Consider the following 24,780-nt stretch of genomic DNA (forward strand, 5'->3'; position numbering starts at 1 on the left):
GTAATGGGAGCTTTTTTTGATTGAAAGAATACTTGAGTTTTAGAAAATAGCGTCTGCTTCCACGATCACTTTAACATTTTGAATCGTACGATCTTCCGGTCCTTTTACAGGTAATCCGACTTCGACATGGTCAACAATATAGTCAATATTTTTCTGCGTAATGACTTCACCTGGAAGCAGAATTGGAATGCCTGGCGGATAAACGTAGATGAATTCCGCAATAATGCGTCCTGCAGATTCTTTAAATGGAATCACTTCTGTATCCGCATAAAAAGCATCGCGTGGAATAAGTGACAGCTGCGGAATTTCAGGGATTTTGACAACGAGTTCGTTGGCAGTGTTCACATTATAGTAAGTTTTCGAAAGTTCACGCAGTGCCGTTAGAAGCGTATTTACAGTCTCCTCAGTATCCCCAGGAGTGACTAAGCACAAAATGTTGTACATATCGCTAAGCTCTACTTCGATGTTATAATGCTCTCTCAGCCAATTCTCCGTCTCATAGCCTGTTAAACCAAGATGACGTACATGAATCGCAACTTTGGTAGGGTCTAGATTATATGTCGCCTCTCCGCCGAGAATTTCTTCCCCGAAGCAGTATAATCCATCGATTTTGTTAATTTCACTTCGCGCATATTGCGCTAAGTCAATCGCTCTTTGTGCCATCTCATGGCCGTTGATTGCTAAATTCCGTCTTGCGGTATCGAGTGAAGCAAGCAATATATATGAAGTTGACGTTGTGGTCAACATGCTAATGATCGTCTGAACACGCTGAGGATTTACATATCCATTTTTTACATTTAAATTAAGGACAGAGCTTTGGGTCATTGAGCCGCCAAGCTTGTGCACGCTCGTTGCCGCCATATCGGCTCCTGCTTCCATGGCTGACATAGGCAGATCTTCATGGAAATGAATGAGCACGCCGTGCGCTTCGTCGACCAAGACAGGAACGTCGAAGCTGTGTGCTAGATCCACGATTTCTTTCAGATTTGCACAAACCCCGTAGTACGTTGGGTTGATAACGAGTACGGCCTTTGCGTCTGGATGACGCTCAAGAGCGCGGCGTACCGAACGTGTCGTAATGCCATGGTCAATCCCTAAATTCTCATCGCGAGCAGGAGATACGAAGATTGGTTTAGCTCCTGAAAAAATAATGGCAGACATGACTGATTTATGGATATTTCGAGGGACAATAATTTTGTCACCCGGCGAGCAAATCGATAAAATCATCGTCATGATTGCGCCGCTCGTACCTTGTACGGAGAAATATGTATAGTCCGCACCGAAGGCATCTGCAGCAAGCTGCTGAGCTTCTTCAATCACACCAGTCGGTTGATGCAAATCGTCGAGAGGTGCAATGTTAATCAAGTCTATGGAAAGGGCGTTATCGCCTATAAATTTACGAAATTCTTGATCTGTACCCACACCTTTTTTATGTCCTGGAATATGAAATTGCACAGGATTGTTCGCCGCATGATTTTTCAGTGCGGTAAATAATGGAGTTCGGTGATGATTCATTTTAAGTTCCCACAACCTTTCAGCCTATAAATATAAACAAAAATGAGTATAGCAAATTGAGGGGCGAATGCAAGTGGTTGTTTGTAGGGAAAGCTATAACAAGCGATGTCTTAACAGAGCTGATCACCTTGAAGGAAGGAATGCATGATGAAAAGTTCTGCCTTTCATGGGCTTAAACAATTGCTTACACAATCATTATTTATAAAAGTATGGATTATTATGTTCCTTGTTGAATTTGTTAAAGGTTCATTGCTCGTTACCATTCTTCCCGTATATATGGGACATGTGCTGAAATTTTCGGCATTCGCCATTGGGATTTCTTTTGCCTTGCAATATATCGGAGATAATGCTTTTCGCAGTCCAGCAGGCTGGCTGATCGATAGAATGGGTTTTCGGAAGACGATGACCTTAGGGATGTCACTTACGCTCGTTGCTGTAGCTGTTATGGCTTTCTCGAAAAACGCCAGTTTGATGGTCACTGCTTGCGGGCTGCTTGGTGTTGGCACTGCGCCGCTCTGGCCTTGTGTCATGCGCGGGCTTACTCCGGATTCAGGTCGGAACGAGCAGTTCGGCTTAGCCATGGGGGTTATTCAAATATCGTCATTAGGCGGAACGGGTGCTGGACCGATTGCAGCGAATTTTCTCGTTGGCCGTTCATATACCGCTGTTTTTTGGATACTGCTCATCTGTGTGGGCATCGTTATTATGTTATCGCTTAAACTTCCTAGTCATACGGGGAAATCCACTAAGAAAGATGGACATGAACATGAGCATCTGACGAAAAATATACAGCATTTGTTTAGACAAATTAGAGATCATCTCCATATAAGCTGGTTATTGTTCCCCGCATTATTTTTGCAAACTTTTGCTATTGGATTAATTACGCCGGTCATAACGCTCTATGTACGGACTGAACTTAATTTATCAGCGCAAATGTACAGCATCATGATGATTGTTGGCGGCGGACTCACAGTACTTGGATTGATCCCTGTGGGGAAATGGGTGGACAGAGTCGGTACCAGGTGGTTTTTGCACGCTGGATTTCTACTGGCCGCACTTTCATTGGGAGGCTTGGCGGCGGTTCGGTCGCTGCCTCTTATTTGGACGATCGTCATTTGTCTCAGTATTAGCTATGCATTTATTTTACCGACATGGGACACGATGCTGTCTCATTTGTTGCCTGAGAAGGAGCGGGGAACTGTATGGGGGTTGTTTCTAACGGTGCAAGGGTCAGGGATGGTGTTAGGCCCCATTTTATCCGGTAAGCTGTGGGATAGACTTGGACCGTCTGCGCCATTTTGGGCAAGCTCAGCAGTGATGGGTACCCTGTTCCTTATTCATATTATGCTGACGAACACACATAAGGGGAGAGAGATGGCAGAGGGATAATGCCTTCATAGAACGGCAGAAGGAGCGGGATAAACCGCTCCTTTTTTGTAAACTCAAAATGCCATTTTATAAAGCGGAAGCAGCGTCTCAAATGTCTGTTCAATCTTCTGCACAAGCTTCTCCCCGTCACGCAGCAATTCATCATCACGATGAATTTGTAAGCCGCACAAAATTTCGGACTTCTTCACAGTAGCCAATTTAACGCTCATTTCTTTGAAGTCTTGATCCTCTAGTTCAGCATGCAGAGTACCGCCCGGCTGCATATGGTCAAGTGACCAATAGAAGTTATCAGGTACCGTCTTTTTCACTTTATTTATATTTTGCTCAAGGGAATGAGCGAAGGTTACTTTATTAGGGCTTTCATATATAACCGCAAAAATAATAAACAAGTGTGTTGAGAACATGCCTACTTGAAAGTGAGGCAGCGCTTTATAGCCGCGTTTGCTGCTTGCCCATGCTACCCATGTATCATTCGGCGGATTCACTTTACGGCGTGCATGTTTGGCGACATGCGGGAACATTTCTTCACCGCACAGCGCAGATAAGTAAGGCGACAAGACTTTGCCGAGCTCGTTCAATTTCGGACGAACATGCTGGATTAGAGCTTCCATCCGGGGCTCGAGCCCTGGAATCGTCATTACATCAAAGTCCTGCTCCGTAAAGCCTGTAAATGTCATTCGTTTAGAGCCTCCTTTTCAAACTTCTGTTTATTATAGCATATCAAAAATAGTCAATAATCCAAGTTACCGATACATATGATGAAGTATAAGATAGAGTAAAGTATCAGATTGCCTTCAGCAAATTCGCTAATAAGCAAGGAGGGAGTGCCGTGAATAAAAGCTATGAAGTTGAATATTCGAATTTAGAGCTCAGGTTCGATCGTCGGCATATCCAAAATCTGATCAAAGATTTGATTCAGGAAGGATATTCCTTATATTGGAGTGAGAACGAATCATTGTTTATCGTGTCAGTTCGAACAGGACGAAGGTTAGTTAAACTGCGTTTCCAGCGAATGAAGAACGGATATAAAATGGTGGGTGATTACATTATAAAGGATGCCAAGTTGGCGGAATGGCTGGAGAAGTTAATTGAGGATACAAGGGGGCACGCCGTTGTCAAACGGTTCAAAGATCGCCAAATATTAATTGAAAGCATTCTGTTCGGTGAAGTAATCCAGCTTGTAGAAGTTCAAGGATTCGAACAGCGAGTGTTGTTTCAGAAAGGTCCTAACTTGACTGCTGAAGATATTTTCAAAATATATACGTCACAGGCTGCGGAACGAAGGCTCGAGCTGCTTCGATACGAGATGGATGATGAACTTGAACGGCTGTTTGAGGCGATGAGAGCAGGAGATGAAGAGAAAGCAGCTCTGTGCAAAGAAAAATTAAAGAGAATCCGGCGTGAGTTGCTGCTGCTTGAATGGTAAGCGGCGGCTTTTGCTGAGGAAATATGAATTTTTAAGTTGTGAGTATGAGGAATTGATGAGAATTGTCCACATTTTGTTCCCTTCTTTTTGCAAAAACTGTAAAATGGAAAATATCTACACAAAATAGTTATTGAAAAGGAGAGAACCAGATGGCGAAACAACAAATTGGCGTAATAGGTCTTGCCGTAATGGGCAAAAATTTAGCTCTTAACATTGAGAGTAAAGGGTTCACAGTTTCTGTTTACAATCGCTCTCCAGAAAAAACGAATGATCTTCTGAAAGAAGCAGAAGGCAAAAAATTATTCGGTACGTTTTCAATTGAACAATTTGTAGATTCCTTAGAAACGCCTCGTAAAATTTTAATTATGGTACAAGCCGGCAAAGCGACCGATGCAACGATCGAACAGCTTCTGCCGCACTTGGATTCAGGGGACATTATTATTGATGGCGGAAACGCATATTTCCCTGACACACAGCGTCGCAGTAAAGAGCTAGAAGAGAAAGGATTTCGTTTTATCGGCGCAGGCGTATCCGGCGGTGAAGAAGGTGCTCTGAAAGGGCCTTCCATTATGCCTGGAGGTCAAGAAAGTGCATATAAGCTGGTAGAGCCAATTCTGACAGCGATATCGGCTAAAGTAAACGGAGAACCTTGCTGTACATATATTGGTCCAGATGGTGCCGGACATTACGTGAAAATGGTTCATAACGGAATTGAATACGGGGATATGCAGCTGATCGGAGAAGCTTATCATTTGCTGAAGGACGTGTTAGGACTTCAAGCTGAGCAGTTCCACGAAATTTTCTCCGACTGGAATGAAGGAGAGCTCGATAGTTATCTCATTGAAATTACGGGGGATATTTTCTCCCACTATGATGCGGATACGGGTAAACCAATCGTCGACGTCATTCTAGACGTAGCCGGGCAAAAGGGTACAGGCAAATGGACGAGTCAAAGTTCTCTAGACCTAGGTGTTCCACTGACTATGATTACGGAATCTGTATTCTCCCGTTTCTTGTCTGCGATGAAGGAAGAGCGTGTCGCTGCCAGCAAAATTTTGAGTGGTCCTGAAGTGAAGCCATTTGATGGAGATAAGGCAGATTTCATCGAGAAGGTCCGTAAAGCATTATTTGCTAGTAAAATTGTATCTTACGCACAAGGCTTCGCTCAGCTGCGCGTAGCTTCAGATGAATATAACTGGAATTTGAACTACGGTAATCTCGCTAAAATCTGGCGCGGAGGCTGCATTATTCGTTCTCGGTTCTTACAGAACATTAACGATGCCTATGAGAACAATCCAGAGCTGAAAAATTTGCTGCTTGACCCATTCTTCAAAAATGTTATCGAATCTTATCAAGACGCATGGCGTGAAATTGTGGCTATAGCTGTATCCCGCGGTATTCCTGTACCTGGATTCTCGAGTGCGCTGGCTTATTTCGACAGCTACCGCACAGAACGATTGCCTGCGAACCTGCTGCAAGCACAGCGCGACTATTTCGGCGCCCATACATTCAAACGTGTGGACAAAGAAGGCGTCTTCCATCACAATTGGATAGACTAATGAACCATTTCTGAAATACAAGTGGCGAAGCGTTAATTCAGTATTGGATTGGCTTTTCGCCGCTTTTTTGCTATGATAACTAAAAAAATAATAGGTCTTGTACAAGAAGGTGGGACAGTTTGAGGCAGCATGGGAAAAACATTATCCTCGTTGGAATGATGGGTACCGGTAAATCAACCGTTGCGCGGCTGCTGGCAGAGCAGTTAGGTTACAGTCTAGTCGATTTAGATGCAGCGATTGTGGACAGTGCGGGCTCTTCAATACCTGAGATATTCGCCGAGAAGGGTGAAACGTATTTTCGAGACTTAGAATCAGAGGTGCTTGAGAAGGTTCTGCAATCAGATCGGCAAATTATTGCTACGGGCGGCGGTGTTGTTCTTAGACCTGCGAACCGTGAACGGATGCTAGAGCAGGGCTGGGTAGTTGCGCTGCAAGCAAGTGCAGACGTTATCGTATCACGAGTAGGTCAAGATTCAGGTAGACCGCTTCTTGCAGGGGATGTCAACGAACGTGTGAAACGAATTTTGGAGGAGCGTAAAGATGCGTATGACTTTGCGCATCTCACGATCGACACGTCAACCCTTTCTGTGGAGAAAGTCGCGCAGCAAATTTTAGCGCATTACCGCGTCTAAGCTTGCTAGCTCGGCAGTAATGCGCTCTTAGAAAACGGAATTGTTATTCTTCTTCCGTGTTATACCATTCAATCATGCCGCCAGTCAGATTGACAACATCGTCAAATCCGAGCTGCTGTAAGTATTCGCAAGCATGTTCACTGCGTCTGCCGCTGCGGCAAATGAAAATAACTTCGCCGGATTTGTCGATTTCATCAAGGCGAGCTGGAATTTGTCCGAGGGGAATATGTTTGGCGCCAGGGATCATTCCTGTTGCTACTTCCTCATCTTCACGGACATCGATCATTTCTATTTTCTCGCCGGCATTAAGGCGGCGTCTTAATTCGGTTGGTTCAATTTGGGCAACTGACATATTGTTTTCCCCTTTCGTGTAATTTATCTAAATGATACCGAAGCAACATTTAAGCTGTCAATTCAAGGGGATGCCTTAGGTAGACAGTTATAAATAAAGGAGATTAATGTATGGATATTATTGTAAGTCCCACACCTGTTTTAAATGGAGAGATTCAAGCGCTATCCTCGAAAAACTACACGACACGTTATTTGCTGGTCGCAGCGCTGGCAGAAGGAACAAGTACAATTTACTACCCTGCTCATAGTGAAGACAGCGATGCAATGCGTCGCTGCATCCGTGATTTGGGGGCTGTTATCTCGGAGGATGACGAGAAAATTGTGATTACAGGCTTTGGCCGCAGCCCGCGTGATGTCAAGGAGCTGAACGTTGGCAACGCAGGAGCGGTTCTTCGCTTCTTAATGGCTGTGACCGCTTTATGTAAAGATGTTACGTTCGTCAATACGTATCCAGATTCGCTCGGCAAACGACCTCATGATGATTTGATTACAGCACTCGGTCAGCTTGGGGTGGAAGTTGAGCACCAGAACGGAAGACTGCCTATTCGCATTAAGGGTGGAGAGCCGAAGGGCGGTAAAATAAAGGTATCGGGTGCGGTCAGCTCTCAATATTTAAGCGCTCTGTTGTTCTTGACGCCTCTCCTTGAAGAGGACAGCGAAATTGAAGTGCTGGATGACCTTAAATCGAAAGTTGTCGTTGGTCAAACGCTTGAAGTGTTAGAGCAGGCAGGGATCGTCATTCATGCGAGTGAAGATTACATGCATTTTACAGTGCCAGGCAGACAGTCTTATCAGGCAAAAACGTATACGGTTCAAGGTGACTATCCCGGATCAGCTGCGGTGCTCGCGGCTGCCGCAGTGACGAAGTCAGATGTTGCAATTCATCGATTGACAGAAAATAGCAAGCAAGGAGAGCGTGCCATTGTTGATGTACTGCGCATGATGGACGTGCCGCTTACGCACGAGAACGACATTGTTCGTGTCCAAGGTAATGGGAAACTCAAAGCTGTTGAATTTGATGGAGATACAGCTACGGATGCTGTTCTGGCAATGGTGGCGGCAGCCGTATTTGCCGAAGGAACATCACGCTTCTACAATGTGGAGAACCTTCGTTATAAAGAATGTGATCGAATTACCGATTATTTGACTGAGCTGCGTAAAGCGGGGGCGAATGTTGAAGAGCGTCAATCGGAAATTATCGTGCACGGTCGCCCAGAAGGGGTTGAAGGCGGTGTAGAAATTAACGCTCATTATGATCACCGCGTTATTATGGCGTTATCGATCGTAGGTCTTCGTTCGAAGCAGCCGATTCGCATTAAGGATGCGCATCATGTAGCGAAATCATATCCGCAATTTTTTGATCACATGGCTCTACTTGGTGCATCGGTGGAATGGACGGAAAATTAATGCTACATTATTAGCAGATAGTAAATTCCATACTATGGAAAGGTGGCAATTGACGTGGCTTTTGAAAATCCGTCCCGAGATGAGATCAAAAATATTTTACAAAACGCAAATACGATAGCTGTCGTAGGACTGTCCGAAAAGCCTGACCGTACTTCCTATATGGTGTCAGAAGCGATGCAAAACAAAGGATACCGGATTATCCCGGTTAACCCGAATGCAGATCATATATTGGGGGAGAAGTGCTATCCGTCCTTGAAGGACATCCCAGAACCCGTTGATATCGTCAATGTGTTCCGGCGTAGTGAATATTGCGCGGAAGTAGCTAGGGAAGCGGCAGAGATCGGGGCCAAAGTCATTTGGCTTCAGCTTGGCATTAGAAGCGACGAAGTTGCGCAAATCGCTGAAGAGCACGGAATGACTGCGATCATGGATAGATGTATTAAGGTGGAAGACAGTGTTCTTTTTCCGAACGGCAGAAACAATCATTAATTGAATGATTTTACTATGTAAGAGACTTAGCGGCCTGTCATTTCAGGCCGTTTATTTTTTGACAAAAAAGAATAGAGCGCTTACCATTTGATTAAGAAAGGAGAGGATCACCTTGAATTGGCTCGGATCATTGCAGCAGCTTGGCAGAGCCGTCATGCTTCCTACGATGGTGCTTCCTGCCGCGGCAATTCTGCTCAGCATAGGCAGTTTGCCGTGGGCAGTATGGGGAATCCCGTCAGTAGGGGATGCCGCCAATGTTGCCGGACAAGCGATATTTTCTTTTATTCCTTATATGTTCGCAATTGGCGTAGCGCTAGGTTTGACCAATCAAGCGGGTCAAGCAGGTCTTGCTGCTTTTACAGGAATGGTGATCTATGATCAGGTAAGTAGTCATGCGGGAAGATCGTTAATTGAACCGACTACACTAATTGGAATTATGATCGGCGTCATTGCGGGATTAGCATATAATCGGTTTAGCAGCATAAAGCTTCCGGAAGCATTGCAATTTTTCGGCGGCTCGAGGTTTGTGCTGCTCTTTATGGGGCTGTTCTCCGCGTTATTTAGCTATATAATGATTGCTTTGGCTCCATATTTGCAGGCAGGCTTGAATGAAATAACGCTGCTGCTTGGGCGAATGGGCGGAGTAGGTCTTTTTTTGTACGGCTTTATTCATCGGATATTGGTCGCTTTCGGGCTGCATCATTTACTGAATAATATCGTTTGGTTTCAGGTAGGGACGTATACGACGTCCACCGGTAATGTTGTCGAAGGGGATTTGCCGAGATTTTTCGCAGGGGACCCTACAGCAGGCAGTTATATGGCGGGATTGTATCCCATTATGATGTTCGCTTTGCCTGCCATTGCCATAGCGTTTGTTCATGAAGCTAGGGAAGATCTTAAGCCTAAAGTAAAAAAGACGTTTCTCATTGCAGCGCTTGTATCGTTCTTAACTGGAGTTACTGAGCAAATCGAATTCTCATTTCTTTTCGTAGCTCCGTACTTATTCATTGTCCATGCGCTGCTGTCCGGGTTATCGATGTGGATTGCATATGCGCTCGACATTCATCACGGGTTTTCATTCTCCGCGGGTGCCATTGATTTTGTATTAAATTATCACTTGTCAAGACATGCTTGGATGCTAATTCCTATTGGTTTAGTTTATGGAATTACATATTATATTTTGTTTCGATGGGCAATTAGACGCTATCAATTGGCAACGCCAGGCCGTGAGGAAATTTCAGCGCTTAACGATTGGGCGGGGAATATCCCTTATCAAGCACCGCTTATTTTACAAGCTCTTGGAGGTAAAGAAAATATTGTGCGTGTAGAAGCTTGTATCACGAGGCTTCGCCTTACCGTGCATAATGACCGAATCATTGACAGCAATGCGCTCAAAGCGCTTGGGTCTGCCGGGATGATCAAATTGGGCGGCGGGAACGTACAGGTTGTGTTCGGAACGTACTCAGAGCTTATTCGTGAAGAAATTCGCAAACTGATGGACAAAGATTTGCCGCAAGTTTTATTTTGCGCTCCTTTACAAGGACGTATGATTCCACTTGATGAAGTTCCAGACAAAATTTTTGCCACCAAATTAGTTGGAGAAGGGGTTGCCTTTATTCCTGAAAAAGGGGAGCTCGTCTCACCTGTTCATGCGACAGTGGTTCATATCTATCCGACAATGCATGCAATCGGACTTAGAACTCGGGAAGGTCTCGATATATTACTGCACATTGGTATCGACACCTCAGAATTAGATGGTTATTTTACAGCTGTAGTCAACGTTGATGATGTGGTCGAGCCAGGTCAATTGCTTATCAAATTTGATTTGGCAAATATTCGCAAGCTGGCGACCTCAACGGTTACACCGATGGTCATTACGAATCCGAAGCGGGTGAAGTCATGGAGCTTTGCACCGTTTAAATCTGTAAAAAAAGGCCAGGCATCTGTCATGTCTGTTGTTATTTTTGATGAAATAGATATAGAAGATAGGAATGCTGGAGGGGTCAAATGATGATACAAGGCATCGGCGCTGCACCAGGAATTGCAATCGGCAAAGCATTTGTTCTCCCTACCTGGGAGTGGGAACTGCCGGATCAGAAGATGGATGCTGTTGATTTAGCGAAAGAAATCGAGCGTTTGTATGAGGGAATTCGTACTTCCAAAGATGAGATTGAGTACATTAAGAACGAATTCAAGGAAATTGTGGGTGATGAAGAATCGAGTATTTTCGATGCTCACCTTGCCATACTAGAAGATCCTGCTTTTATGAGTGAAATCCAAGGAATTATTCAGCGGCAGTACAAAGCGGCAGAAGTTGCTGTCAAAGAAGCGATAGATCATTTTGTAACGATGTTTGATTTGCTCGATGACGAGTACATGAAAGAAAGGGCGCTTGACATTAAAGATGTTGGGAACCGATTGCTGAAGCATTTGCTTGGTGCTCCTGAAATTACGCTGCCGTCAGATACACAGCCGTATATTCTTGTTGCCAAGGAGCTGTCGCCTTCTCAACTCGCTCATTTAAATCCGGATTACGTTCTCGGCATTATTACGATGATTGGCGGTAAAACATCCCATTCTGCGATCATGGCTAGAGCACTCGGTATCCCGCTCGTTTCAGGCCTTGAGAATAAATTGACAAAGCCGATTTTGACGGGTGACCAGCTTATTGTAGATGGTGACAACGGACAAGTATATATCAACCCAGACAGTCACATTACCGAGCGCTACACTGAGCTTCATTCGAAGATTCTGAAGAAAAAGCAGCAGCTTGAATTGCTTGCTTCAGTAGATGCTTTGACGAAGGATGGAGCGGAGCTGCACCTCGCGGCCAATATTAGTTCTGTGAAAGAACTGGATTTGGCACTTAAGTATGGGGCCAAAGGCGTTGGACTTTTTCGAACAGAATTTTTGTATATGGATCGTCCTTCTCTCCCTAGTGAGCAAGAGCAGTTTGAGATTTATAGACAGGTTGCCGAGAAAATGGGAAATTACCCGGTTGTCATTCGAACGCTCGACATCGGCGGTGATAAAGAGCTTGACTACTTCACACTTCCGGAAGAGGATAATCCATTCCTTGGTTATCGTGCTATACGGATCAGCCTCGATCATAAAGAGCTGTTTAAGACTCAGTTGTTAGCTATTTTAAGAGCAAGCGCATATGGTGGGGTTAGAATTATGTATCCCATGATCTCATCTGTTGATGAGGTAAGAAGAGCCAACGAGATTTTACGAGAGGCAATGGCAGAGCTTGATGAACGGGGGACGCCGTACAACAGAGACATTCCAGTAGGCATTATGATTGAAATTCCTGCAGCTGTCACAATTGCTGATTTGCTTACTGAGGAAGCGGATTTCTTCAGTATCGGGACGAACGATCTTGTGCAATATGTGCTAGCAGTTGACCGAATGAATGAGCAAATTGCTCATATGTATCATCCTTATCATCCCGCAATTCTCCGTATGCTGAAGATGACTGTAGATGCAGCTCACCAGAGCGGCATTCCGGTTAGCGTATGCGGGGAAATGGCAGGGGACGAGAGATCGATTCCGATTTGGCTGAAGCTTGGTGTAGACCACCTAAGTATGTCCATCCAATCGCTGCTTAAAGTGAAGCACCGCACCTTGAATACAAGTGCCGAAGAAGCGGTAAAACTGGCTGAGGAGTGCTTTACGATGCGAACGAGCTTAGAAATTGAACAATTATTAACGGATTATGTGGACAGCACAAAATAATAACTAATTTAATGTAAGAAGCCGTTCAAACTATTTGAGCGGCTTCTTGCATTGTTAGACAATTAAGCGTCGAAGTGAGAGAAGATTGTCCGAACCCTATAGAAGCGCTCCACAGTACGTGAATGAAAACGGCTAAAACTAGCATTTTACTTAAAGATGAGAAGATAAGAACGGAAATGGCAGCGATTATGCTAGCAATCCCGATCATTTTTTTGTATTTCACCGCGTCTCATTTTCTGTATATTCTTTTAATTTTCACAAATTTTTTTTATACATCGTGTGACATTATGAAGGTTTGGTGCGTTATTAATATATGAGGATACATACTATTCATAAATGAGGTGGTTCGATGAACAGACTTTGCGATTGTGGACAACAAATGGAGCTTGATTTGAGGACTGTCATATATTCGCATCGAATTAAAATTGAGCGAGTGCCCGTTTTTGCTTGCGAATCCTGCAGCCATTTTGAAGTACTGCCTCTAATTAAAGAGAATTTACTAAGTTTAATTGCTGAACTTAATATAGTTTCAGGCATACATAAAGTGCTATTTACAGAAATATGTGATATAGCTGATATTATCGACGATGTGTTTAGACACCAAACGGATGATATCGGATCGCCAATTGAACAATTATTAAATGATAAAATAGAGGAACGCATCAATCTCTTACTCGATTTATATCGATATGCGCAGGAATTAGGAGATACAGATTGGATGGAAGATGTGTCGAATCGACTGGGTCAAATTACAGAACACTTACAACATTTTCAAACGATGGACCGTAATGTTGGTTAATTTTTGTACATAATGCGGCGTTGTTGGATTTTTTGCATGACTTTTGATACCATGTAATAAAGATTCACTAAGATTCCACTGAACACAAATGTTTTTATGAACTTTGAAGCGTTATCATTGCACAAAGTAAAAATTTGTCGTATCATAAATAATATTGGAATGAACGAGTGAAAATTTATTTGCAATGGAGAGAAGGCATGTGACGGTAACCATTTACGATGTAGCACGTGAAGCAGGCGTATCAATGGCCACAGTGTCACGGGTTGTGAATAATAACCCGAATGTGAAGCCGCAAACTCGAAAAAAAGTATATGAAGCAATTGAACGGTTAGGATATCGTCCAAATGCGGTAGCACGGGGGCTTGCAAGCAAGAAGACAACTACCGTGGGTGTCGTTATTCCGGATATTTCAAACTCGATTTTTGCCGAGATTGCCCGTGGTATTGAAGATATTGCCAATATGTATCATTACAATATTATTCTTTGTAATGCTGATAAGAAGAAAGAGAAAGAAATCCGTGTCATTAACACCCTGTTAGAAAAACAGGTGGACGGGCTATTGTTTATGGGCGGAACAGTAACTGAGGATCACATTCAAGCATTTCAAACATCGGCTGTTCCGATCGTTCTTTGTGCGACGAAGGATGAGAAAGGTGCAATTCCTTCTGTCGACATCGATCATGAAGCAGCTGCTTTTGATGCTGTAAGTACACTCATTCGTCATGGACACCGTGAAATCGCAATGATTAGCGGAACGCTTCAGGACCCAGCGAATGGATACGCTCGCTTCCAAGGCTATAAGAGAGCTTTGGAAACAGCAGGTATTGATTATAATGAAGATCTGGTTCGCATCGGCAATTATCGGTATGAATCCGGTGTAGAAGCGATGAAGTATTTCCTTGGGCTGAAGAAGAAGCCTACAGCGATCTTTGCAGCTACTGATGAGATGGCGATTGGAGCAATACACAGCATCCAAGACGAAGGTCTCAAAGTGCCGGATGATTTCTCGGTAATCAGTGTAGATAACATCCGCATGGCTTCGATGGTACGCCCTCAGCTAACGACAGTTGCTCAACCTATGTATGATTTAGGTGCAGTAGCGATGCGTCTGCTTACTAAGCTGATGAAGAAGGAAAATGTAGATAATCCTCATGTTATCCTTCCGCATGAAACGATTTTAAGACTTTCTGTAAGTCATCTATAAAGATAAATACAATTTTTAGATATGAAAAAAGGTTAGTTTTTGGTTAAAAAAGCTCCGTTACGGGGCTTTTTTTGGCGATTAGAAAATTAAATCACAATAGTAAATGATCAGAGGTGGCTATTAGCATATGAGTAGAATTGGGTTACTAGGAGCTATGGATGAAGAAATCGCGCTCCTTCTAGCGGATATGGACAAAGCGGAAACGACGGTGAAGGCAGGTATTACTTATGTGACGGGGACGCTTCATGGTAAGTCCGTCGTTGTATGTAAGTCAGGTGTCGGCAAAGTAAATGCAGCTGTTACGACTCAAATACTTATTGATACGTTCGGGATAGATACAGTACTGTTTACAGGTGTGGCAGGGGCTGTACACCCTGATCTGGAGATCGGTGATATAGTTATTTCGACTTCATGTGTGCAGCATGACATGGATGTAACAGCGCTAGGGTTCCCGCGCGGTGTTATTCCGTATCAAGAGACATCGGAATTTAAAGCGGATAATAAGCTTATTGCACTGGCTGAGGAAGCGTGTAACAAAATAAATGAAGGTCGTTATATGAAAGGGAAAGTGCTGTCCGGGGATCAATTTATTTCGAGCCGTGAGGTTGTGAAAATGCTGCATGAAGAACTTGGCGGTGCTTGCGCTGAGATGGAAGGAGCCGCCGTCGCTCAAGTATGCCATATGAATGACATTCCATTCGTCATTCTTCGCTCGATGTCAGATAAAGCAGACGGCTCAGCCCATATTAATTTTGCAGAATTTACTGTCGAAGCGTCCAGAAGATCGCATCAAATATTAGATTATATGGTTCGCAACTTATCATGAAATGGCAGGAAACTCTTGCAATGCAATTTGTAATGAGTGGTTATTTTGCCTAGTAATATCATCACGCCTCGGGATTACTTGCCAGCTGTTTAGGTCATCTAACCAGAAGGCGGGCAATGGAACCGGGGCTTTCTGTTGCCATCGGTCGATCCATGCTGCGGGCAATGGAGATAAGGGATCAAGTTTAATAGTCTCTTTTAACGGATGGTCGCTCATTTCAAGCCACACCAAGCTCCAAGCGCGTGGAACAACTCTCCATATGTCGTACCCTCCGCCGCCAAAGGCGACCCATTTTCCGTTACAGTACTTATGGGCGAGCTCGTGAATAATAGCAGGGATTTCATTATAAATTTGCATGCTGCAGTGTAAATGCGACAATGGATCGAGTGCGTGTGCATCACAGCCATGCTGACTTACAATAACATCTGGTTTGAAATAAGCAGTTAATCTCTGTATCGATTCCTTAAAGCAGTGTAGCCACGATTCATCTTCGGTATAAGGCTGCAGAGGGATATTTACACAAGCTCCGTAACCTGTATCCTGTCCGCGTTCATTCACAAATCCGGTACCAGGAAATAAATATTTGCCTGTCTCATGAATGGAATAGGTGCATACTTCAGAATCGGTGTAGAACGCCCACTGCACGCCGTCGCCATGATGCGCATCAGTATCAATGTAAAGTACCTTTGCATCATAATGATGACGAAGGTGTGCGATTGCAACAGATACGTCATTATATACGCAGAAGCCAGCTGCTTGTGCGCTGAGTGCATGATGCAGTCCGCCGCCGAGATGAAGCGCATGCGGGCTCTTTCCTGTCATGACAGCTTCTACAGCCGTAATTGAACCTCCAACGACACAGGAAGCAATATGATGCATATTTGAGAAGTAAGGTGTATCCTCACCTGCAAAACCAAATTTCTCAGCTTGTTGCAGATAACGTTCCTCGGGAGGATTGCAGCTTAGTCCTTTGACTTCTTCGATATATGATGAGCTATGGACACGCAGAAGCTCTTCCTCGGTTGCTTGTCTTGCGGCTAACATATTAGAGGAATCAAGTGCACCAAGCTCTTTTAACAGGTCGATGGTCAGCTTGAGGCGAGTAGGATGAAAAGGGTGATCGTCGTGAAAATGATAATTCAAACTCTCGTCATGATGTGCGAATAAAGCGTTTGCAGACATAAAATTACGAATCCCTCCCTCTTCAATCGAAATATATTAATACATGAAGCGTTGCTGAAATCGAATTCGGTCAAACTGTTCTTCGGATTCGATCGGCACGTCTTTGCCGATTCTGACCATGAGGCAATTCGCAGGATGTGAGCAGATCTCAGGGTCGTCCGTTGCGTACCATATCATGCCTACAACGCTCATCAAACGCTCCATCATTTTGCGATATTCCCACACATTAAGGCCGGTTCCTTTCAGATCCCAATGCCAATAATATTCGGTTGTAAATACGATATATTGCTCCATCTGGCCTTCTTCAAAAGCCGTTTTGATCATTTTCTGGCCTAGTCCTAGAGAACGATAGCTGTTCGCTACCTCAATAGCTCCTAATTCGATGAGGTCTTGCATATGTCCTTGAGACCAACGTTCAAGCTCATCCGGATGGTGAAAGGTGACGTAACCTACAATGGTGTCCTTATCCCGAGTAATAATAATACGGCCTTCGGGCAGCTCTGAAATCGCAATGAGCGCTTCTTGTTGTTCATGCGGCCTTCGAAACGCATGCAGGTCTGGGTGCATCGTTAACTCACGCAGTACACTAGAGGAAACAGGGCCTTCAACAATGAGCACGCGTTCTTCATGGGGCACTACAGCGGCGTGATACCGTTTTATGTGTTCCACAGGGCTGCGCCTCCTTTCATAATCTAACTCACTTATAACAAAAAAACGATAATTTGAAAAGGAATATGCGGCATGTAAAAGCTATGTTATAATATTTTTGACATACAATATTCATATTTTCATGCTTGACTCTTTAGGATTCATCCCTAGAAAGGCCGTTGGTTTTTCAGCACTAATGAAAGCGCTAACTACCAAAGTAAGTTAGATGTGATTCGTGAGGAGGATGGAATAATGGGACAATTACAAGGTGAAGTTATTGAAGTGGTGGCGTCTTCATCCAATTTGGAAAATTATGAACAAGCTTACGCCGATTTTGTATGGGAAGACATTGAGAAGCAGTTCTCTTGGTATGGAACGGGAAAATTCAATATGGCATATGAAGCGATCGATCGTCATGTTGAGTCAGGACATGGAGATCGTCTGGCGCTTATCTACAGTGATGCTGAACGAGAAGAGAAATATACATATGCGGAGCTAAGCAGACTTTCGAATAAGTTCGCCAATGTACTTCGTGCTCACGGCATTCAAAAGGGAGATCGCGTCTTTGTATTTATGCCTAGAACTCCTGAGCTTTATATTAGCGTACTAGGTATTCTAAAAGTTGGAGCTATCGTTGGACCGCTATTCGAAGCTTTCATGGATGCCGCGGTTAAGGACCGTCTGGAGGACAGCGGGGCATCGGCACTCATTACGACTCCAACGCTTTTACCGCGCGTGAGAAGGGATGAATTGCCGCTTTTAGAGCATATTTTCGTTGTTGGCGAAAGTGTGCAGCAAGGTGATGGGTTAATTGATTTTCGCACCGAATTAGCGGAGGCTTCCGAACAGTTTGATGTGGAATGGTTAGAGCGTGAGGATGGACTCATTATTCATTATACTTCGGGTTCAACTGGCAAACCTAAAGGTGTATATCATGTTCAAAATGCGATGATTCAGCATTATTATACGGGGAAAATTGTCCTTGACCTGAAAGAAGGAGATGTCTATTGGTGCACTGGTGACCCAGGTTGGGTTACAGGCACGTCCTACGGTATCTTTGCTCCATGGTTGAATGGCGTCACAAATGTCATTCGCGGAGGACGATTTAAGCCGCAAGACTGGTATGAAACGATTCAAAAATATAAAGTGACTGTATGGTACAGCGCGCCTACAGCTTTCCGTATGTTGATGGGAGCGGGGGACGATATCATTAAGGAGTTCGACTTGTCGAGCCTGCGGCATGTCTTATCTGTAGGTGAGCCGCTTAATCCAGAGGTTGTCCGTTGGGGGTTCAAAGCTTTCGGTCAGCGAATCCATGATACATGGTGGATGACGGAGACAGGAGGGCATCTTATTTGTAATTACCCTTCGATGCCGATCAAACCGGGTTCCATGGGCAGACCGATTCCAGGCATCGAAGCTACGATCGTTGATGATCAGGGCAACATGCTCCCTCCTTATCGGATGGGCAACTTGGCGATCAAAACACCGTGGCCTTCGATGATGCGAAAAATATGGAATAACCCTGCGAAGTACGACGAATATTTCCGTATTCCAGGTTGGTATGTTTCAGGTGATTCCGCATATATGGATGAAGATGGGTATTTCTGGTTCCAAGGCCGGGTTGACGATGTTATTAATACGTCTGGGGAACGGGTAGGACCTTTTGAAGTCGAAAGTAAATTGATTGAACATCCTGCTGTCGTGGAAGCAGGTGTCATTGGTAAACCGGATCCCATTCGCGGCGAAGTTATTAAAGCGTTTATCTCACTCCGGGAAGGATATACACCTTCTGATGAACTCAAGGCGGAAATTGCGAAGTTCGTGAAAGAGGGACTATCCGCTCATGCTGCACCTCGTGAAATCGAGTTTAGAGATAAGCTGCCGAAGACTCGTTCTGGTAAAATCATGAGACGTGTTCTGAAGGCGTGGGAACTTAACTTGCCTACCGGCGATTTATCAACAATCGAAGATTAATGGTTTGACAAGCTAAAAAAAGGATCACCGAATAGTTTTCGGTGATCCTTTTTCGCTGTTTATTTTGCTAGCGTGTCTCATAATAAATGGCCTTGGATGGCGTCGATTCGCCGGCTGCATTCACTGCTGTAATATAAAACCATCCTTTAACCGGTGTCATCGTCGTGTAGTCAAACTGCGCTGCTGGCGAGGAGTCGATTTTGCTGAAAGGCCCGTCTTGGCTGTCACTGTAATATATGTTATAGCTGGTCACTTTCTCGGTTTCATTGTTTGCTTCCCAATTCAGCTGAACACCAAAATCTGAAGACTTCGCAGTCACTTGTACGGGACTAGATGGGATTGTTGTAACATCGCCGTCTGAACTGCCGTTATCGATCGGTATTTCTGGTGTTATCGGTACATATGAACTTCCATAGTTCACAATTTGACTAGGAGTCGATTCATTGCCTACGACATCCACTGCAGTAATATAATAATCATAACTGTTTCCATCTGAAATGTAGCTCTTGAACTGCGTCTTATCTCCAGTCAGGATTGGAGAGCCCTGATTTTGGAATGCTCCTCCATTTAATGATCTGTACAGACGATAGCCAACGACATCCTTCTCAGCATTGCTGTTAAACGTTATGATGACTGCGCCGCCTTTGTTCTCAAGTTTGACATTCGTCGGTGCACTTGGAACTTGGCCGTCATCTACTCGAGGATCTGGCTCAATTGGAGCATCTACACCGGCATCTTCGGGCATGTAGTAGGATATTGGTTTGTGATCGCCCTTCATTTGGCTAAATGCTTCCTCTAACTCTTTGACGAGCTGTCCAATCGGCTTTTCTCGTTTGACAACGACTTGTTCCTTCACCATATCAAGAGGCGTTTTCTCGTTAGGAATATAGTTAACTCCTTCATATGTAATATATTTGGCCTGAATAATTCCGTCGTCCGGTTCTGTAGGAACATATTTTTGATTAAAAATGTCTGTAACCAATTTATCTGTCAGTTCTGTCGGCTTTTTGCCGCTGTAGCCTGACACGGTCATTTTAACGATACCGTCAGGCTGCTTGAACGCTTTGGTTGTGAACAGTTCAGGAGACTTTTCTGTTACTTCATTCATAATAAGCGCCCAGATTGAACGAGCTCTGCCTCTTGCATCTTTATTTAGCGTATTGATCGGCTGTTCGTACCCAGCCCATACACCAAGTGTTACGTCAGGGGTGAAGCCCATAAACCAGACATCACCGTAGTTTTGAGTTGAACCGGTCTTGCCTGAAATCGGAATTTTACCGTATTGTTTAAATTCTGTTTTAATCGATTTACCCGTACCGTCTGTAATGACCGTTCTGAGCATGTCAGTCATTAAATAAGCGGTTTGCTCGGAATATACTCTTTGAGGATCAGGTTCATGAGTGTACACGATGTTGCCCTTTGAGTCGACGATTTTCTCGATCATATATGCATCGTTAAATACGCCTTGATTTGGTATTGAGCCGTAAGCGTTCGTCAATTCTTCCACCGTTACACCGTATTTAAGACCGCCAAGAACCCCTGTTTTTGCTTCGTAATCTTCAGGTTGGATCGTCGTAATTCCGAGCTTACGGGCAAATGCCCATGCTTTATCAATCGTAACGATGTTGTTAAACAATTTAAGTGCAGGTATATTTAGTGACTCGTTTAATGCTTTTCTAGCTGTAACTAGACCTTGATAGCGATTGTTCGCGTTGACAGGAATATGAAATCCTTTTTGATAGTCTTTAAGAATAATCGGTGAATCATCTAGAATCGATGCAGGCTGTATTAATCCTTCTTCAAGAGCTGGTAAATAAGCAGCGATCGGTTTCATCGTTGAACCAGGCTGTCTGACCATTTGGGTTGCATAGTTCATTTGCTCCTTATTGAAGTCACGGCCTTCGATCATGCCTAAGATAGCTCCAGTCTTATGATCGATCATCATTGCTGCAGTCTGTTCTACGCCCTTAGTATCGCTGTCTTTCGAGAAATTGTCTTTATTCTCTGCTACATCGTGCATGGCATTGTATACTTTTTTGTCGATCGTTGTGTATACACGATAACCTCCGGTAAGGAGCTGCTGATGAGCCTCTTCTAGGAAGGCAGCGTTTTCAACATCTGAAATATTTTCTTTTGTCAAAGACTTATTTTCAGACATCGCAATCATTTCAGAAGCTTCGCGTTCAGTTTCAATCATTAAGTATGGATAAGTGGCATATGCCTTTTGGCTTGGTTTAGCAAGAGAGCCTTTAATGTCAAAAGCTAATGCTTCGTTATATTGCTGCTGCGTTATTTTACCTTCTTCCAGCATACGATCCAGCACAAGGTGCTGACGTTTAATGGCACGGTTAAAGCCTTTCTCGCTAAATTCCCCTTTACCGTTAAATGCGGAATAGGAAGAAGGGAGCTGAGGTAATCCAGCTAAATAAGCGGACTGGGCAATATTTAGTTTATTCAAATCATCAATGCCAAAAATACCTTTAGCAGCAGCTTTAATGCCGTATACGTTATAGCCGGTTGATCCATTGCCAAATGGAACTTTATTTAAATAAGCGGTCAATATTTCGTCTTTGGATAAAAATCTTTCTAATCGGAGCGCTAAAAAGATTTCTTTGACTTTGCGATTGTCGGTTTTGTCGAGATTTAGAAACACTCGTCTGGCTAGCTGCTGGGTTAATGTACTTCCCCCGGTTTGCACTGATTCGTGGAATAGCCTTTGCTTGACGGCTCGCATTGTCCCTTTAAAGTCAACGCCGATATGATGGTAAAAATCATTGTCCTCAATAGCCAGTACGGCGTCAATCACCGAAGAAGGGATATCTTTGAAGTTGACAAGACGGCGGTCCTCTTCTGTTCGGAGTTGTCCAATTGGCGTACCATCACGGAAATATGCGAAGCCAGTGATGGCGTTCGTATTAATCTTTTGCTCGATAACAGCACGAGAACGGACTGGTTCATCTTTAAGGATTGAAGCCATGTAGCCGATAACCGAACCCCCGAGAAGCAGGATTCCGGTGAAGCCAATAATAAACAGCCATTTTACAACGGATAGCACCCTGCGGCCAGTCTTCTTTTTGCGGGGCGCCCTCTGCTCAGGCTTCGTGTTTTTCTCCTCATCCATCATTGTCTTCCTCCTTTTAACGGAACTATTATAGCATAACAAAGACGCTGGAAGAATATATAAGGTTTGACTTTTTAAAAGCAGTTGTGATATAAATGATCATAAATGCATAATGATAAAGGCGCAGAAAGACACGAGTAGAAGGTGGCGTGATTCGTTTCAAGAGAATCGGTGGATGGTGCGAACCGATAACGAACCTCCTTTGAATTACCGTCTGGAGCCGTGCGAATGAACGGAAGATGGCTGAAGCCATCTGACTAGTAGTTTGTCACCGGGAAACCGTTATATGAATGAAGTGAAAGTGTATCCTTCGAAGGCTAATGGCTGGGTACGCTTTAATTAGGGTGGTAACGCGAGCTCCTTTCTCGTCCCTTGGGATGAGCAGGGGCTTTTTTTGTTGTGCTGACATTATTGTGCATAGATAAAAGGAGGAGCATATCAATGAAATGGGAAGAATTGTCCGCTGAACAGCAGCGGGAAGTGGAACGTCAACTAAGCGTCATTTCCCGTGGTGTTGTGGAAATTGTGCCGGAAGAAGAATTGAAGCAAAAGGTTATGAAATCCGTTGTAACGGGTGAGCCGCTAAAAGTGAAACTTGGACTCGACCCATCAGCGCCAGATATTCATATCGGTCATACCGTTGTCATGCACAAGCTTCGTCAATTCCAAGAGCTAGGGCATCAAGTGCAGCTTATTATCGGTGACTTCACAGGCCGTATCGGCGACCCAACCGGTAAATCAGAAACTCGCAAACAACTGACGGAAGAAGATGTGAAGCGCAACGCTGAGACTTACCAACAGCAAATATACAAAATTCTTGATCCTTCGAAGACGCAGCTGTACTACAATTCAGAGTGGCTTGGACCGATGACGTTCGCTGACGTTGTAAATCTGTCTGCCAAAGTGACCGTTGCACGGATGCTGGAGCGGGATGATTTTACAAAACGTTACCAAAGCGGTCAACCGATCAGTATACATGAGTTTTTCTATCCATTGATGCAAGGGATGGATTCAGTTGCGCTGAAGAGCGATATCGAGCTTGGCGGTACGGATCAGAAATTCAATCTGCTCATGGGTCGTACACTGCAAAAAGAATACGGCGTAGACACTCAAGTTGCAATTATGACACCGCTGCTTGAAGGTCTTGATGGCGTTCAGAAGATGAGTAAGAGCCTTGGTAACTACATCGGTATTGATGAGGAGCCAAATGAAATATACGGGAAAGCGATGTCCGTACCGGATGAGCTTATGCTTAAATACTACGAACTCGCAACAGATCTTACGAATGAACAGCTTGCTGAATTGAGACAAGGGCTTGAGAACGGGTCTATTCATCCGCGTGACGCCAAAATGAAGCTCGCATACACATTCGTTCGGATGTACCATGGCGTAGAAGCGGCAGAAGCTGCGCAGCAACATTTTGTGACTGTATTCCAGCAACGTGCATTGCCGGATGATATTGAGCAATTTACAGTACCTGCGGCAGAACTTGAGGATGGTAAAATTCGCCTTGTGAAGCTGCTCACACTTATTGGATTTGCGGCTTCTAATGGAGAAGCTAGACGGAGTATTCAGCAGGGCGCTGTTAAAATTAATGAGGAAAAATGCGTTGACGTGAATGCAGATGTGACTCCGCAAAACGGAGACATCGTTCAAGTTGGTAAACGGAAGTTTGCGAAACTGGTCATTGAATAATGTAAAAGAAAAAACCTCCAAGAGAAATCTTGGAGGTTTTGTGCTTTCGCTTCTTATTAGCGGTTGTAGAACTCGACGATTTGTTTTTCATCGATGTCTTGGGACAATTCAGCACGTTCAGGCAAGCGGATGTATTTACCTTCCATTGCACTGTCGTTGAATTCCAAGTATGCTGGCAAATGAGTACGGTTTTCCAATGCTTCTTTAACAGAAGAAAGGTTGCGGCTTCTTTCGCGCAAACCGATTACATCGCCAGGATTTACAGTGTAAGAAGCGATGTCAACTTTTTTACCGTTTACAGTTACGTGACCGTGAGCAACTAATTGACGAGCGCCTGCACGGGAGTTCGCGAAACCAAGACGGTATACCAAGTTATCCAAACGGCTTTCGAGCAAGAACATGAAGTTCTCACCAGCGATACCTGGCATTTTTTGCGCTTTTCCGAACAGTGTACGGAATTGTTTCTCACCCAAACCGTACATGTGGCGCAATTTTTGTTTTTCTTGAAGTTGCATACCATAGTTGCTCAATTTTCTCCGTTGGGTTGGACCATGTTGTCCAGGAGGGAAAGGGCGTTTCAATTCTTTACCTGTTCCGCTCAAGGAAATACCCAAACGGCGGCTTAGTTTAAATTTAGGACCAGTGTAACGTGCCATTTTATAATAGACTCCTTTTTAAATGAATTTTCAGAGGGGCTCTATTTGCGCCGAATTTTGTTTATCGCACGAAAGCTGTTTGATAAAAGCCCGTACTACTGACAGAAAAGTTCAGCCGCTGTTCCATCAGCAACAAAATTCGCGAGGGTAGCACAATGGTACGCCCAAA

At 44.1% G+C, this 24,780-nt stretch carries 20 protein-coding genes and 1 other annotated feature; of the genes, 13 read left to right on the plus strand and 7 right to left on the minus strand.

Annotation, left to right across the window (positions count from 1 at the left end):
- Window positions 1–39: 39 nt before the first annotated feature.
- The gene (locus J2Z20_RS01975; protein ID WP_209844847.1) at window positions 40–1,515 is read right to left on the minus strand and encodes an aminotransferase class I/II-fold pyridoxal phosphate-dependent enzyme; all 1,476 of its coding nucleotides are present in this window, start codon (window positions 1,513–1,515) and stop codon (window positions 40–42) included.
- A gap of 144 nt (window positions 1,516–1,659) precedes the next feature.
- Between J2Z20_RS01975 and J2Z20_RS01980 the strand changes: the two genes are divergently transcribed.
- Window positions 1,660–2,904, plus strand: coding sequence for an MFS transporter (locus J2Z20_RS01980; protein ID WP_245251836.1), 1,245 nt, complete (start codon window positions 1,660–1,662; stop codon window positions 2,902–2,904).
- Between the two features lie 53 nt (window positions 2,905–2,957).
- Here J2Z20_RS01980 and J2Z20_RS01985 read toward each other — a convergent pair whose 3' ends face one another.
- Entirely contained in the window at window positions 2,958–3,581 is a 624-nt protein-coding gene (locus J2Z20_RS01985) for a YktB family protein (protein ID WP_209844848.1), read from the minus strand.
- Between the two features lie 152 nt (window positions 3,582–3,733).
- On the opposite strand from J2Z20_RS01985, the gene J2Z20_RS01990 reads away from it, so the two are divergent.
- From J2Z20_RS01990 to J2Z20_RS02000, 3 genes are all read left to right on the plus strand, one after another.
- Window positions 3,734–4,330: a hypothetical protein gene (locus J2Z20_RS01990; RefSeq protein WP_209844849.1), complete on the plus strand. Its 597-nt coding sequence runs from the start codon at window positions 3,734–3,736 to the stop codon at window positions 4,328–4,330.
- Window positions 4,331–4,479: 149 nt separating this feature from the next.
- Window positions 4,480–5,889, plus strand: a complete 1,410-nt coding sequence (gndA, locus tag J2Z20_RS01995; protein ID WP_209844850.1) for an NADP-dependent phosphogluconate dehydrogenase — start codon at window positions 4,480–4,482, stop codon at window positions 5,887–5,889.
- A gap of 119 nt (window positions 5,890–6,008) precedes the next feature.
- Window positions 6,009–6,521, plus strand: coding sequence for a shikimate kinase (locus J2Z20_RS02000; RefSeq protein WP_280921719.1), 513 nt, complete (start codon window positions 6,009–6,011; stop codon window positions 6,519–6,521).
- Between the two features lie 43 nt (window positions 6,522–6,564).
- Here the strand turns inward: J2Z20_RS02000 and J2Z20_RS02005 are convergent, their stop codons facing one another.
- Window positions 6,565–6,873: a rhodanese-like domain-containing protein gene (locus J2Z20_RS02005; protein ID WP_209844852.1), complete on the minus strand. Its 309-nt coding sequence runs from the start codon at window positions 6,871–6,873 to the stop codon at window positions 6,565–6,567.
- Between the two features lie 110 nt (window positions 6,874–6,983).
- On the opposite strand from J2Z20_RS02005, the gene aroA reads away from it, so the two are divergent.
- The 7 genes from aroA to J2Z20_RS02040 all read left to right on the plus strand — a co-directional run bounded on the left by aroA (window position 6,984) and on the right by J2Z20_RS02040 (window position 15,332).
- The gene (aroA, locus tag J2Z20_RS02010) at window positions 6,984–8,279 is read left to right on the plus strand and encodes a 3-phosphoshikimate 1-carboxyvinyltransferase (RefSeq protein ID WP_209844854.1); all 1,296 of its coding nucleotides are present in this window, start codon (window positions 6,984–6,986) and stop codon (window positions 8,277–8,279) included.
- A gap of 54 nt (window positions 8,280–8,333) precedes the next feature.
- A complete protein-coding gene (locus tag J2Z20_RS02015) occupies window positions 8,334–8,768 on the plus strand; it encodes a CoA-binding protein (RefSeq protein ID WP_209844857.1) in 435 nt (144 codons plus the stop codon).
- Between the two features lie 112 nt (window positions 8,769–8,880).
- Window positions 8,881–10,779 (plus strand): glucose PTS transporter subunit IIA, encoded by a 1,899-nt coding sequence (locus tag J2Z20_RS02020; RefSeq protein ID WP_209844859.1) that lies wholly within the window; start codon window positions 8,881–8,883, stop codon window positions 10,777–10,779.
- Window positions 10,779–12,503, plus strand: coding sequence for a phosphoenolpyruvate--protein phosphotransferase (gene ptsP, locus J2Z20_RS02025; RefSeq protein WP_209847184.1), 1,725 nt, complete (start codon window positions 10,779–10,781; stop codon window positions 12,501–12,503). The genes J2Z20_RS02020 and ptsP overlap by 1 nt, the downstream gene beginning before the upstream one ends.
- Window positions 12,504–12,852: 349 nt before the next feature.
- Window positions 12,853–13,302: a hypothetical protein gene (locus J2Z20_RS02030; RefSeq protein ID WP_209844861.1), complete on the plus strand. Its 450-nt coding sequence runs from the start codon at window positions 12,853–12,855 to the stop codon at window positions 13,300–13,302.
- 199 nt (window positions 13,303–13,501) lie between these two features.
- Window positions 13,502–14,506: a catabolite control protein A gene (gene ccpA / locus J2Z20_RS02035; RefSeq protein ID WP_209844863.1), complete on the plus strand. Its 1,005-nt coding sequence runs from the start codon at window positions 13,502–13,504 to the stop codon at window positions 14,504–14,506.
- 127 nt (window positions 14,507–14,633) lie between these two features.
- A complete protein-coding gene (locus J2Z20_RS02040; protein ID WP_209844866.1) occupies window positions 14,634–15,332 on the plus strand; it encodes a 5'-methylthioadenosine/adenosylhomocysteine nucleosidase in 699 nt (232 codons plus the stop codon).
- On the opposite strand, the gene J2Z20_RS02045 is transcribed toward J2Z20_RS02040, so the two are convergent.
- Together J2Z20_RS02045 and J2Z20_RS02050 are read right to left on the minus strand one after the other, a co-directional pair.
- The gene (locus J2Z20_RS02045; RefSeq protein WP_209844868.1) at window positions 15,327–16,514 is read right to left on the minus strand and encodes an acetoin utilization protein AcuC; all 1,188 of its coding nucleotides are present in this window, start codon (window positions 16,512–16,514) and stop codon (window positions 15,327–15,329) included. The two genes, J2Z20_RS02040 and J2Z20_RS02045, sit on opposite strands and share 6 nt — an antisense overlap.
- Before the next feature lie 36 nt (window positions 16,515–16,550).
- Window positions 16,551–17,183, minus strand: a complete 633-nt coding sequence (locus tag J2Z20_RS02050) for a GNAT family N-acetyltransferase (protein ID WP_209844870.1) — start codon at window positions 17,181–17,183, stop codon at window positions 16,551–16,553.
- 231 nt (window positions 17,184–17,414) lie between these two features.
- Between J2Z20_RS02050 and acsA the strand changes: the two genes are divergently transcribed.
- Window positions 17,415–19,139, plus strand: coding sequence for an acetate--CoA ligase (gene acsA / locus J2Z20_RS02055; protein WP_209844872.1), 1,725 nt, complete (start codon window positions 17,415–17,417; stop codon window positions 19,137–19,139).
- Window positions 19,140–19,206: 67 nt separating this feature from the next.
- On the opposite strand, the gene J2Z20_RS02060 is transcribed toward acsA, so the two are convergent.
- A complete protein-coding gene (locus tag J2Z20_RS02060; RefSeq protein WP_209844873.1) occupies window positions 19,207–22,260 on the minus strand; it encodes a transglycosylase domain-containing protein in 3,054 nt (1,017 codons plus the stop codon).
- A 115-nt stretch (window positions 22,261–22,375) separates the two neighbouring features.
- Window positions 22,376–22,636, plus strand: a binding site (T-box leader).
- Window positions 22,637–22,701: 65 nt separating this feature from the next.
- Between J2Z20_RS02060 and tyrS the strand changes: the two genes are divergently transcribed.
- Window positions 22,702–23,955: a tyrosine--tRNA ligase gene (gene tyrS, locus J2Z20_RS02065; protein ID WP_209844875.1), complete on the plus strand. Its 1,254-nt coding sequence runs from the start codon at window positions 22,702–22,704 to the stop codon at window positions 23,953–23,955.
- A gap of 56 nt (window positions 23,956–24,011) precedes the next feature.
- Here the strand turns inward: tyrS and rpsD are convergent, their stop codons facing one another.
- Window positions 24,012–24,611: a 30S ribosomal protein S4 gene (gene rpsD, locus J2Z20_RS02070; protein ID WP_209844877.1), complete on the minus strand. Its 600-nt coding sequence runs from the start codon at window positions 24,609–24,611 to the stop codon at window positions 24,012–24,014.
- Between the last annotated feature and the right edge of the window lie 169 nt (window positions 24,612–24,780).

Source organism: Paenibacillus sediminis (assembly GCF_017873765.1).
In the GTDB taxonomy this organism is placed as follows: Bacteria; Bacillota; Bacilli; order Paenibacillales; family Paenibacillaceae; genus Paenibacillus_AG; species Paenibacillus_AG sediminis.